The 12353-nt window shown below is 61.0% G+C and carries 14 protein-coding genes; 12 read left to right on the top strand and 2 right to left on the bottom strand.

The features are described from left to right. Positions 1 to 123: 123 nt before the first annotated feature. The 4 genes from R3E82_06370 to R3E82_06355 are packed head-to-tail and all read left to right on the top strand — an operon-like array spanning position 124 to position 3018. Entirely contained in the window at positions 124 to 591 is a 468-nt protein-coding gene (locus R3E82_06370) for a phasin family protein (protein MEZ5550491.1), read from the top strand. An 18-nt stretch (positions 592 to 609) separates the two neighbouring features. Then, entirely contained in the window at positions 610 to 1128 is a 519-nt protein-coding gene (locus R3E82_06365) for a MauE/DoxX family redox-associated membrane protein (GenBank protein MEZ5550490.1), read from the top strand. Beyond that, a complete protein-coding gene (locus R3E82_06360; GenBank protein ID MEZ5550489.1) occupies positions 1121 to 1711 on the top strand; it encodes a hypothetical protein in 591 nt (196 codons plus the stop codon). Before R3E82_06365 ends, R3E82_06360 begins: the two co-directional genes overlap by 8 nt. Continuing rightward, positions 1708 to 3018 (top strand): aspartate aminotransferase family protein, encoded by a 1311-nt coding sequence (locus R3E82_06355; GenBank protein MEZ5550488.1) that lies wholly within the window; start codon positions 1708 to 1710, stop codon positions 3016 to 3018. The genes R3E82_06360 and R3E82_06355 overlap by 4 nt, the downstream gene beginning before the upstream one ends. A gap of 53 nt (positions 3019 to 3071) precedes the next feature. Here the strand turns inward: R3E82_06355 and R3E82_06350 are convergent, their stop codons facing one another. After that, entirely contained in the window at positions 3072 to 3524 is a 453-nt protein-coding gene (locus R3E82_06350) for an Lrp/AsnC family transcriptional regulator (protein MEZ5550487.1), read from the bottom strand. Positions 3525 to 3684: 160 nt separating this feature from the next. Here R3E82_06350 and R3E82_06345 point away from each other — a divergent pair, with 160 nt between their 5' ends. The 6 genes from R3E82_06345 (at position 3685) to R3E82_06320 (ending at position 9451) form a co-directional block, all read left to right on the top strand. Beyond that, positions 3685 to 4542: an MBL fold metallo-hydrolase gene (locus R3E82_06345; protein MEZ5550486.1), complete on the top strand. Its 858-nt coding sequence runs from the start codon at positions 3685 to 3687 to the stop codon at positions 4540 to 4542. A 25-nt stretch (positions 4543 to 4567) separates the two neighbouring features. Continuing rightward, complete coding sequence (locus R3E82_06340) at positions 4568 to 5092, top strand: sulfur transferase domain-containing protein (GenBank protein MEZ5550485.1); 525 nt, start codon at positions 4568 to 4570, stop codon at positions 5090 to 5092. After that, a complete protein-coding gene (locus tag R3E82_06335) occupies positions 5093 to 6040 on the top strand; it encodes a putative sulfate exporter family transporter (protein ID MEZ5550484.1) in 948 nt (315 codons plus the stop codon). It begins immediately after the preceding gene. 323 nt (positions 6041 to 6363) lie between these two features. After that, on the top strand, positions 6364 to 6633 hold the full coding sequence (locus R3E82_06330; GenBank protein ID MEZ5550483.1) for a hypothetical protein: 270 nt from the start codon (positions 6364 to 6366) through the stop codon (positions 6631 to 6633). A 23-nt stretch (positions 6634 to 6656) separates the two neighbouring features. Further along, positions 6657 to 8816 (top strand): selenide, water dikinase SelD, encoded by a 2160-nt coding sequence (selD, locus tag R3E82_06325; GenBank protein ID MEZ5550482.1) that lies wholly within the window; start codon positions 6657 to 6659, stop codon positions 8814 to 8816. Positions 8817 to 8836: 20 nt separating this feature from the next. Then, on the top strand, positions 8837 to 9451 hold the full coding sequence (locus R3E82_06320; GenBank protein MEZ5550481.1) for a DsbA family protein: 615 nt from the start codon (positions 8837 to 8839) through the stop codon (positions 9449 to 9451). Between the two features lie 42 nt (positions 9452 to 9493). Here the strand turns inward: R3E82_06320 and R3E82_06315 are convergent, their stop codons facing one another. Beyond that, positions 9494 to 10579: a homoserine O-acetyltransferase gene (locus R3E82_06315; protein ID MEZ5550480.1), complete on the bottom strand. Its 1086-nt coding sequence runs from the start codon at positions 10577 to 10579 to the stop codon at positions 9494 to 9496. A 157-nt stretch (positions 10580 to 10736) separates the two neighbouring features. Between R3E82_06315 and R3E82_06310 the strand changes: the two genes are divergently transcribed. Next, positions 10737 to 11336: a hypothetical protein gene (locus R3E82_06310; protein MEZ5550479.1), complete on the top strand. Its 600-nt coding sequence runs from the start codon at positions 10737 to 10739 to the stop codon at positions 11334 to 11336. 263 nt (positions 11337 to 11599) lie between these two features. Next, positions 11600 to 12319: a hypothetical protein gene (locus R3E82_06305; protein MEZ5550478.1), complete on the top strand. Its 720-nt coding sequence runs from the start codon at positions 11600 to 11602 to the stop codon at positions 12317 to 12319. The last annotated feature ends 34 nt before the right edge of the window (positions 12320 to 12353 follow it).

Raw genomic sequence — 12353 nt, 5'->3', positions numbered from 1 at the left:
CCAGGCGGACATTCTACGGATCCGGCGCAGTTTGACTAATGCCACGACGGGGCGAAGAATCCCCACGAGGCGCATAGCGAGTGATTCACACCAGGAACCCGAGCCGGGTAATGAGAGGAAGAGATGTCAGACAAGCAGGACGCGCAGCAGAGCAACCCGTTCGGATGGCCCAATCTGAACATAGAGCAGGTGCTGGAGCAGATGCGCGAGCAGTTCAAAGTACCTGGCGTGGATGTCAGTGCGATTTTAGAATCCGAACGCAGGAATTTCGAGGCGCTGCAGGAGGCGGGCAAGGCGATGAACGAAGGCTGGCAGGCGCTGGCCGAACAACAGCGCGAGATCTTCGAAAGTGCCGTGAAGCGCTGGCAGGATTCCCTGACCCAGGGCATGCCGGGTTCGGCGAATGAGGCACTGGAGAGGCAGTCGGCATTGAGCAAGGAGGTCATCGAAGAAGCGCTCACCAACATGCAGAAGCTCTCCGAAACGGCCGCCGGTGCGCAGGCGAAGGCTTTTGAAGTCATCCGCAACCGTTTCGAAGCCAGGATGAAGGAGCTTGCCGGCGGCGCAGGGGATAAGGCCTCGAATACCTAGACAGCGGTCTGGAATCCTATGCTGGGTTGGGTGATTCACATGACTGCCACGGGTACCCTCATTGCGGTATTCGGACTGAGCCTGCATCACAAGCTGCGTCGCTTCAGCCGCTTCCGTGCGTCTCTGGAAGCCTACGGGCTGCTGCCGGCGCCGCTCGTGCACAGCGCCGCGGTCCTGCTGGTGGTGCTGGAAGTGGTTGCCGTGCTTTGTCTGATCCTACCTGCCGGTATCGCCTCCGGTCTGGCCTTCGCGCTGCTCGCCCTCTACACCCTGGCGATCACCGTGAATCTGCTGCGAGGTAACACGGCGATTGATTGCGGGTGTGGGGATACCCCGACTCCACTTTCCGGCTGGCTGCTGCTGCGCAATGGTGTGCTGCTGGTGCTGGCGGCACCCCGGGTCGACGCCGGTCTCGATCCTGGCCCCGCCGGCTGGGCGCTGGTGAGCGCTCTGGTGGTGGGACTGGTGCTGTTCTATGTGATCATCGAACGTCTGCTCAGCAATCAGTACGCATCCCGAATCACTGAGCATGGATGAACTGCTGATGATTGCCCACTGGTCGCTGTGGCTGTGCATCGCTGCGCTGGCTGCCCTGGTCGGCGTGTTGCGGCTGCAGATTGCGGGGCTGTTCGGCCGGATCGCTCCGGCGGGTGCACTGATGGTCAACGCGCTGCTGAAAGTCGGTCAGGCTGCACCCCGTCTCACTGTTTCCTCGCTGGCCGGGCGCCCTTTCAGCGTCGGCGGTCCTTCCCCGCGCAGCCAGCTGCTGCTTTTCGTCTCCCCGGATTGTCCGATCAGCCGCTCACTGTTACCCGCCGTGCGCTCCCTGCCGAGGACGGAGACCTGGCTTGATACGGTGCTGTGCAGCGATGGCGACGAGGTCGCCGTGCACCGGGCGTTTGTGCAGGATGAAAATCTGGACGCCTTGCCCTATCTGCATTCGGAAGCCCTGGGTCGTGCCTTTGGCGTCAGCAAACTGCCCTATGGCGTCCTCATAGATGAAGACGGCAGTATCGCCGCCATGGGCATCGTCAACTCCCGCGAACATCTCGAGAGTCTGTTCGAAGCCAAAGAACGGAAGATCGCCTCGGTGCAGGATTATCTGAAGGAGTATCGATGAACGCTGCAGAACTGGACGCCTACTGGATGCCGTTCACCGGCAATCGGCAGTTCAAGGCCGATCCGAGAATCATTGTCGGGGCGCAGGGCTGGCACTATCGCAGTGCGGATGGCCGCCAGATTCTCGACGGCCTGTCCGGCCTGTGGTGCTGCGGTGCGGGGCACGGGCGCAGCGAAATCACCGCCGCCGTCGCCCGCCAGGCGGAACAGCTCGACTATGCGCCGGCCTTCCAGTTCGGTCATCCGGGGGCATTCAAACTTGCTCAGCGGATCCGCGAGCTGACTCCGGATGGGCTCGACTACGTTTTTTTTGCCAACTCCGGCTCAGAGGCCGTGGAGACATCCCTGAAAATTGCGCGCGCCTACTGGCGCCAGCGGGGTCAGCCGGGCAAAACCCGCCTGATCGGGCGCGCGAAGGGGTATCACGGTGTCAATTTCGGTGGCATTTCCGTCGGAGGTATCGGGGCGAACCGCAAACTGTTCGGCGCCACCCTGGAGACTGATCATCTTTCCCACACGCTGCTGCCGGAAAACCGCTTTTCCCGGGGGATGCCCTCCCGGGGTGCGCACCTGGCGGACGAACTCGCGGAACTGATTGCATTGCATGATGCGTCAAACATCGCTGCGGTCATTGTCGAACCCTTTGCGGGATCGGCCGGTGTACTGCCGCCACCGAAAGGCTATCTGCAGCGACTCCGGGCACTGTGCGATGCCAACGACATCCTGCTGATTTTCGATGAGGTCATTACCGGCTTCGGCCGGTGCGGCGCAACCACAGGCGCTGAATTTTTCGGCGTGACACCCGACATCGCGACCTTCGCCAAGCAACTCACCAACGGTGTGATCCCCATGGGTGCCGTGGTGGTTGGCGCCGGGATCTACAATACTTTCATGGATCACGGGGGACCCGAGTATCTGGTGGAGTTTCCCCATGGCTACACCTACTCAGGTCACCCACTGGCCTGTGCGGCAGGACTCGCGGCGCTGGATCTGTTCGAGTCCCTCGATCTCGCCGGCCAGGTCAGAGACAAGGCCGGACATTTCGAAGACTGTATACACGGTCTGGCCAATCATCCCCATGTGACCGACGTCCGTAACCTGGGTCTCGCGGGTGCGCTGACCCTCGCAGCTCATCCGGGGGAACCGGCGCGCAGACCCTACGAGATCGCCATGTGGTGCTGGCAGCGCGGGCTCTATGTCCGTTACGGTGCCGACACACTCCAGTTCGGTCCCGCCTTCGTGATGGACAAATCCGACATCTCGGAAATTTTCAACATCGTCGGAGACGCACTCCGGGCTGCCGCCTGAGCAGCGGGAGAAAATCCGTCCTCAGCGCGCGGTTACCGGCCGCTGCGGCCTGTTCAACCGAGCGGAAGGGCGGTCGAAGATTTGATCCGCTGCATTGCGAATGACGAAGACACGTCATGCAGGGGGGCTACGGCAATCAGTTTTTTATACACCCGATCGTAGTCGGCAATGTCCCGGGCGACGATCTTCAGCAGATAGTCCACGTCGCCACTCATTCGATAGAACTCCACGACCTCCGGAATGGCTTTTACCCCTTCCGCAAAGTTCTTCAGCCAGTGCTCGTTGTGTTCGTTGGTTTTGATACCGACGAACACCGTGACCTTCAATTCGAGCTTCTCCTGACTGAGGAGGGCGACCCGCTTGCGGATAATGCCCCGCTCTTCGAGACGCTTGGTCCTTCGCCAGCAGGCATTGGCGGACAGTCCCACCCGTTCAGCAAGCTCGGCGTTGGACAGGGAGGCATCCTCCTGCAACAGGTCGAGAATGCGGCTGTCGAGTCGATCGATGGCTTCCATGGTAATACCCGCAAGCTGAGGAATATTTCTCTAGAAATCGGCATTTTAACGGTTGGTTATTAGGCTATCCTGCCTACTGCAGGAAATAAATAGAAAATAATTCGGCCCCTGATGCAATAAAGTGGGTATCAACCCAGCCTTGGAGACTGACATGCACCCGATGGTCGCTGCGTTCCTCGATTCAGCCACCAGCTCCTATTCCTATGTGGTGGCAGAGCCGGGCTCCCGGACCTGTGCGGTCATCGATCCGGTGCTCGACTTCGATCCCGCCACGGGTATCACCTCCACCACGGGTGCCGACCGGATTATCGATTTTGTAAGAGCCAACGACCTCATTGTGGAGTGGCTGCTGGAAACACACGTGCATGCCGACCATCTTTCCGCCGGCCATTATCTGAAATCCCACTTTGTCTGTGCACAAACGGGCATCGGCCGTGGCGTGATCGAGGTGCAGGAAACTTTTGCCGATTCTGTGCCCCGGTGTCCGGACAGTCCGCTTGTCCCGGACGGACACCAGTTCGATCGCCTGCTGGATGCGGGTGAAAAGCTGTGCCTTGGCCACGCCTGCGGTCGGGTACTGGCGCTTCCAGGACACACTCCGGCCTGTGTCGGCTATCAGTTCGACGATTTTATCCTGGTGGGGGATACTCTTTTCATGCCCGACTACGGCACCGCCCGCTGCGACTTTCCCGGAGGAGACTCCGCGACGCTGTACCGCTCGATCCAGCAACTGTTCGCCGAACCCGATGAAACCAAGCTGTTGATGTGTCACGACTATGCACCCGGCGGTCGCAGCCACAGGTATCTGTCCACGGTCGCCGAGCAGCGCGCGCACAACATCCATATCCGCGATGGTGTGAGTGAGGCTGAGTTCGTAGCGTTCCGGAACACGCGGGACGGTACTCTGTCTGCCCCGGCACTCATGACCGTTGCGGTACCCTACAATCTCACCGCCGGCCAGCTCGACACCGCTGACCTCAGCCTGCTGCACAAGCGCATGGCTGCCTGATTCAGAAATCATCCGGAGGAACACCATGCCTGCAACCTGCCGCCCTTTCATTGCACTGATCGCGTTGTGCACCGGACTGTTGACAGCAGCGTGGACGAATGCCGCAGAGGAGCCGTTCGGTGATCCTCATTTGTGGATCGGCGACAATCTGGTGATCGCCGGCCCGCCGGATCTTCCCGCATTGAAGGCTGGCTTCCCGGGTGCCGTGGTGATCATCGATTTAAGAACAGCGGAAGAAGGCACTGCGACAGAACAGGCACAAGCCCAGGACCTGGGTCTTACGTACCACAATCTGCCGGTAGACGGGGCAAACATACGGGACGAACAGGTCCTCGCACTCGACGCGCTACTGAACTCAGCACCCCAGGAAGCCCTGGTCGTACTGCACTGCGCATCCGGCAATCGGGCCGGTATGCTCTGGGCGGCAGGCGAAATGCGCCGTGGCCGGGAGGTAGAGGATGTTCTCGAACAGGTTGCCCCGGTTGTGACCAAGGCTCCGGTTGCCGCCGCCGTCAGAGCCTATGCGGACACCCTGAACACCGCCCACTGAATGGCAGTCAGCGGGCAGACATGGCCGGCGTATACCGGAACTCTGTTGTTGTGCGCGCTGCTGCTGGTACCGCTCATCATGCTCGGCAATCCGGCCGCCGCACTCCTCACTGGCGGCGCCATCGCGCTGACACTGAATCGAATACCGATCCCCCGGGCCGGTCTGCTTGGCCGGTACTGCCTGCAGACGGCCATTGTTCTCCTTGGTTTACGTCTGCATCTGGAGACCGTGTGGTCCCTGTCTGCGAGCTATACCTGGGCAGTCGCACTGTTCGTGGTGAGCACTCTGTCGCTCGGCCTGCTGCTCGGCTGGCTGCTGCGCGTGGAGAAGATTCCCGCCCAGCTGCTGGCTGCGGGTACTGCCATCTGTGGAGGTACCACGATCGCCACCCTCAGCCCGGTACTGGGTGCTAAAGCAGAAGACACGGCAGTCGCCCTGGGACTGGTGTTTCTGCTCAACGTGGTTGCTCTGCTCGCCTTTCCGCTGATCGGCCACTGGCTGGATGTCTCCCAGATTCAATTCGGTCTGTGGTCCGCTCTCGCCATCCACGACACCAGCTCGGTGATCGCGACTGCCACCCTCTATGGGGATGAGGCCAGTGAAGTCGCGACCACCCTCAAACTCGGGCGCACGCTCTGGCTGATTCCCCTCGCCCTGGGCGCCAGTCTGATGGCCGGGCAGGGTAATGTGCGCCTGCGCATCCCGGGCTTCATACTGTCGTTTCTGCTGGCCACCGCTGCAGCGTCGCTGCTGCCCATACCCGTTCAGATCACCACGCTTGCAGGGACATTGAGCAAGGCCCTGCTCGTGTGTGCATTGTTTTTCATCGGCACGGAGCTCACCCGAACCACGGTGCGCCGCATTCATGGCAGGGTGCTCTGGCACGGCCTGCTGCTGTGGCTGATCGTGGCGCCGGTAAGTCTCTTCGCCATTCTTCAATGGACCTGAACGGCCTGCACATCAATCCCGGTTATATCCATAGCGAAATTTGATTCTTCCAAGGCGCCCGGACGCGTCGTAGCGTAGGCCACATGAAGAAGATCGGCATTCCAGACACCCTCAGCCTGCTTGCAGTACTGGCCTTTGTCGGCTATCTGCTGCTGCCCGTTCTCGTCTGAGTCCAGAAGCTCTCTGTCCCACCGACATCGTCCCCTCTGCCTGCTTCAGTCGGCGTACACCGAAAGCGCTTGACAGTGACCTGCTTCGTGCTAAAAACACCGCATTCAAACGAGGTGCCCCTTCAAGGTGTTCCAGGAAGCCGGACTTGATCGATGAGTGATCGCGAAGACGAAGTAGAACAGGACCTCGAAGAGGACCTGGATGGCGATGAATCCACAGAGGCGGATGTCGGCGCGCTGGATGAAGTCGATGAAATCGACGATCTCGACGACGACTCCCGGGAAGATCTCCGTGCGGTAGACGAGGCGCTGAGCCAGAAGGACCAGAATGCGCGATCGCTGGCTATTCGCCGGGCGATCGAGGCGCGCATGGAAGAGAAAAAGCTCAATACCGATCTGGACTATCTGGATCTGGACGACTGATTCATCGACGTAACCGGAGTGCAGTGAGCACGGTACCCGCACTCCGTGATCTGGTACTGGTGGGTGGTGGCCATGCGCATGTCGAGGTACTGCGCCGGTTTGGTATGCGCCCGCAACCCGGTGTGCGACTCACCCTCATTTCACGTGAAACACTCACGCCCTATTCGGGGATGCTGCCCGGTCTTATCGCCGGCCAGTATGCCCACGATGACATCCACATCGATCTGGTGCCGCTCGCAGCGTTTGCGGGGGCGCGCTTCATTGCGGATGAACTGGTCGCTCTGAATCTGCAGACCAACCGGATCGAACTTGCCGCACACCCGGCGCTGCGTTTCGATCTGCTGTCACTCAATACGGGTGCCATTCCTGCAACCACTGGCGCATTTGGCACCCGTGTAAAGCCGATCGGCCGCTTTCTGCCTGAGCTCGAGCAGATTCGAACAGCGGCTGCAGCGGGCGATACGCTGGCTGTGGTGGGTGGGGGAGCCGGTGGTGTGGAACTGATCCTGGCGTTGCGCCAGTTGCTTCCCCGGGCCGTGCGTCTTGTGCTGGTCACGGATCGGCTGCTGCCGGGCCTGCCCGGGCGTGTGGTGCGCAGGTTGAGCGGCATACTGAGCAGTCGCGGAATCGAAGTCCTGCAGGGATTTCGAGTGATCGCAACTTCGGCTGCCCGGCTCGAAGCGGAAGACGGCAGATCTCTCGAATTCGATCATCTGCTTTGGGTGACCGGGGTCGCCGCGCCTGGATGGGCACGCAGTGCCGGGCTGGCCACCGACGACGCCGGTTTTGTGCGGGTCGATGCCACGCTGAACTCTCTCTCCCACTCCCAGGTATTCGCTGCCGGTGATATCGCCTGTCTCGAAGGCCAGGAACGATCGAAGGCTGGTGTGTATGCCGTGCGTCAGGGCGGTGTGCTGGCCGCCAACCTGCGGCGGCGCCTCCTCGGCAGCAGCCTGCGCCGCTATCACGCTCAGCCGGCACATCTGGTGATTGCCGGCACGGGTGATGGGCGCGCGGTGGCTGCCCGGGGCGCTTTGTCCCTTTACGGCCGCTGGGTCTGGCGATGGAAGCGCTGGATAGATCGCCGTTTCGTACAACGCTTCAGCCGGCTTCCGGAACCGATGGCGCCTGGAGGGGGGGTGCTGCCGCGAATCCTGCAGCCCGAAGCGCCGGAGCCCATGCGCTGCACTGGTTGTGGATCAAAGCTCGGCGCCGGTCTTCTGGATCGGGTGCTCGCCCGGCTGCCGCGGCAGGGAGAATCGAACCTGCTGCTGGGTGTGGGGGACGACGCTGCCGTCGTGCGGGTTACCGAACCGGAACTGATACTGAGCGTGGACGGCTTTCCGAGCATGCTGTCGGACCCCTACCGGTTTGGCCGCATCCTGGCCCACCACTGTCTGAACGATCTGATCGCGATGGGCGGCAGGGGCAGGTATGCGCTCGCCTGCGCGAGCGTTCCCCTGATGTCGGAAGCCATGATGGAAGAGGACCTGCATGCTCTGTTGCTCGGTGCTCTGGAAGTGCTCAACCGGCACGGTGTATTTCTGGTGGGTGGTCATTCCCACGAAGGCGCCGACCTTACCCTGACTCTGACCCTCACCGGCGATATGGACGGCCAGGCAATCCTGACCCGTGCAGGACTGCGCGATGGGGATGCCCTGATTCTCACCAAGGCTCTGGGCTCAGGCGTGCTGCTGGCGGCCAACCGGCGCGGGCGTGTGTCCGGCCGTCTACTCCATACCGCTCTCAAACAGATGGAGCAGTCCAATGCGGACGCACTCCCGGTGCTCAGGGCCGAGGGTGTCAGTGCCCTCACCGATGTATCCGGTTTTGGATTGCTGGGGCATCTTGCCGAGATGCTCACCGCGTCCGGTACCGGTGTGCGGCTTGCGGCACAACAGGTGCCCCTGCTCCCCGGCGCCCTCGAACTGATCGGCGGGGGTATTCGCAGTTCCCTGCATACCCAGAATCAGAAGGTGCTCGATCGCTTCCGCTTATCCCCACAGATTTCCCAGGACATCCGCAGCCTGCTGGTGGATCCTCAGACCTCCGGTGGACTGCTGGCGGCGGTGCCCGAAGCCAATGCGGCACGCTGCCTGCAGGCTCTCAGGGAAGCGGGGTTTACCGCTGCAGCCCGCATCGGAACCGTCGCCCCGGCTGCCTGGGAAGTCACCGCCCTATGAATCCGGTCCGGATACTCCTGGTGACAGACCCGATGTGTTCCTGGTGCTGGGGCATGTCGGCTGCCGTCGAAGAAGCTGTCCATGTTCTGGCTGGCGAAGTGGCCTTCGACCTGCTCCTGGGCGGCATAAACACCCACGGCAGTCAGCCGATAGGCGAGTACGGACGACGACATCTGCTGCACATCTGGCGTGAAGTCAGGGCCACCACCGGCCAGGAATTCGGCATGGTGGTACCCCGTGGACTGATCTACAACAGCACACTGGCCTGCATCGCGATTGAAGCCGTGCGCAGAAGACACGGGCGACCACCATTCGGTTTTCTGCACCGGCTGCAGCAGTGCCTGTTTGTAGAGGGGCGGGACATCAGCAGGGCGGATGTGCTGGCCCGGATTGCGGAAGAATTCGAATGGCCAGCGGCAGAGTTCCTCGAAGCCCTCAACAGTACCGAACTCCACAGTCGGGTAAAGTCGCAATTCGCCTCATCGCGAGGCTACGGCACCAGTGCCCTGCCGAGTGTGCTGATCGAACAGCAGGGAAGACGACGCCTGCTGTTTGGCGGCTACGCGGATTCGCCCACCATGATCGAGCTGATTCGTGCCGCTGCAGTCCCTGACGACGAAGGCCCTGAAGTCTGAAATGGGCCTGCCGGGGAGACTCTGATCCGGTCTCACGTCTCCCTAGAAAAACTCCGCCACCGCAGGCCGGAACCGGTCCATGTCCACCAGAAAGGAGTCGTGTCCCTGAATGGATGACAGGCGCCGGAAGCTCACATCAGCGACGACCTGCTTGAGCCCGATCGCGAGTTCCTCCTGCTGCTCCACCGGAAAAAGAAAGTCGGTCTCGACACCGATGATGAGTGCCCGGGCAAGCTCGGTTCGACGCAGTGCGGCAGTCAGGCTGCCACCGTGATCGGTCACATCAAACAGGTCCATGGCACGGGACAGATACAGATAGCAGTTGGCGTCGAATGTGCCCACGAAGCGATTGGCATGGGCTTCCAGATAGGACTCCACTTCGAAATCGATGCCGAAAGGCGGGGGCCCGGAGGCACCGTCGCCCGAGGCGCGCTCGCGGCCGAATCTTTCCGTCCACTCGTCCGCCGATCGATAGGTGATCATGCCGAGCTTGCGGGCCAGGCGCATACCGGTCACCGGACTGCGGTCCAGCGGATAGTTGCCGTCGCACCAGGCTGGATCACTGCGGATCATCTCACGCTGCAGGGAACGCACTGCGATGGAAAAGGGCAGGCTGCGCGCCGCCGAAGAAATGGACAGCAACCCCTGGCTGCGAGAGGGATGCAGAAGGGCGAATGCCAGCGCCGTCATACCGCCCATGGACGCACCCACCACCGCGTGCAGGCGATCAATGCCGAGGTGGTCCAGCACCAGCGCACCGCCATTGGCTACGTCTTCCAGACACAGAACCGGGAAGGTCAGTCGATAGGGCTGCCCGGTCCCGGGATCCGGACTCGCCGGACCCGTAGAGCCGAAACAGCTCCCCAGAGAATTCACACAGATCACGAAGTAGCGGCTCGTATCTATAGGTTTGTCAGGTCCCACCATATCTTCCCACCAGCCGGACGCGGAATTCTCTTCCGAGGAGGCCACATGCGCCGAAGGGGACAGGCCGGTAAAAATCAGCACTGCGTTGTCTTTCGCAGGGTTGAGGATGCCCCAGGTTTCGTAGGCGAAAACAGGGTTGCGCAGGCGACCGCGTCGCATCCTGAATTCACCTTCGAAGCGGAAATGTTTGACTGCGGACATGGGTAGCATCCGTGGGGTCGGCCAGTCTACCACCAACTTCAGCGATCGTTGCCTTGGCAGCAGCACCCACATCGGGCACTCTTCCCGCCGATGAGTGAACGTTCTCTCCCCGTACCCGATCGCCAGATGCTTCATCCGCGCACCGGCTGACAACGGCATGAGCGTGCAGGCGATCCGGATCCGTTTGCTGTGCATTGTGGGCTTCGCGTGGCTGACCGGGGCGTTTTTTCCGAGCGCATCCGCGGCAACCGCTGAACAGCTGATTGAGGAAGTGCGTGTCACTGCGTTCAACGGCTGCGGACCCTGGCCCATCAGTCATCGACTGATCTCAACCTGCAGCTATGCCCAGCTCAAACGGGAAAAGCTTGAGACTGTCAATGCACTGCGCACACGGCAGGCGGCTGTCTGCCTTGTCTGTGACTCGAATATCTGCCGTCCTGCCCGGCATCGGCTCAGTTCGGAAGCAGATACCAAACTCTGCAGGAAACTGTTCTGGACACCGACCAGGGTTGGTGTGATCCGGCGTTCGATGGTGTCGAGCCAGGATCTTGTCGTGGATTTCAGCTACGGGATTTCCCGCGAAGGCAGAGTGACGGATATCAGAATCACCTACCTGGAAAGCGAACTCTCCCGCCGCAAAGTACTGGCCCTGATCCGGGAGGGGGCAGCCCAGATCAGCTTCGAGCCGGTGGAGGTTGCGGGTGCGCCGGTGGAAATTGTGGATCTGGCCCATGGTTACACATTGCAGGCTCGATAAGTGACGACGACGATCCACACCAATGGACATATCTTCCACCCGGGCCGCGCGCATTCAGGGACAGATCGGACGGGTATATCCCCTCCGGAGCCCGGTAGTGTTAGCCTGCCTGCCGCCGGATTGGATGAGTTGGGACCTGAGTCACGCTGACCAGGTGCCTGACCAGCCATTGTGTGACGAAGAAACTGCCCGTCGGCTTTTTTCCTTCTGCTGATTTACGCGATCTGCAGAGAGAAGCGCTTTTCTGAACCCAGGAACGTTGAATGAAATTTACCCCGGACTATGGTGCAACGATCACTCTGTTGTTTCTGCTCCTGAGCGTCGATGCGGCATTCATCGGTATTCACATTCTGCATGTGTGGTCTCCATGGCTTACCAGTCAGGCCTTCTCGATCGAAACTGATCGTGGCATCGCGGAAATCTATCAGTACATCAAGCTCTTCTGGCTCAGCCTGTGCCTGATTCTGATTTACCTGCAGACCCGTCTGCGCGTCTTTATCGGCTGGGCGGTCCTGTTTGCTTTCCTGCTGCTGGACGACGCGATGCAGATTCACGAGCGTGCGGGGTTCTGGCTCGGAGCAACCCTGAATCTCCCCGAATTCGCTGGACTGCGGCCAGATGATTGCGGAGAACTCCTGTTCGCTGCGCTGATCGGCTGTCTGACACTGGGCCTGGCTGCTCACGCCTTGTGGCGCGGCAGGCCATCCGCCCGCCAGGCGTCCCGCGATCTCCTCTGCCTTGTCGGCCTGCTGGCCTGCTTTGGCGTCGGCGCGGACCTCCTGCATGTGATTGCCCACTTCAGAATCCCTGCGATTTCAGCACCGCTGGCGCTCATCGAGGATGGTGGGGAAATGATCGTCATCAGTGCCATGACCGGCTATGTGTTCGACATCGCCAGCAACTCGGGAAAGATGCGAATCAACCTGTGGCTTCGGATCGAGCAGATCTGGAAACCTGTCGATCCTGCTGAACAGCCGGTCTGACCTTCCGCTGAGAGACGACCACTGTTTCGCGGGC

The organism is Pseudomonadales bacterium (assembly GCA_041395945.1).
In the GTDB taxonomy this organism is placed as follows: domain Bacteria; phylum Pseudomonadota; class Gammaproteobacteria; order Pseudomonadales; family Azotimanducaceae; genus SZUA-309.
Note: the sequence above shows the minus strand (reverse complement) of the source record. Positions and strands in the feature narration are given on the sequence as shown.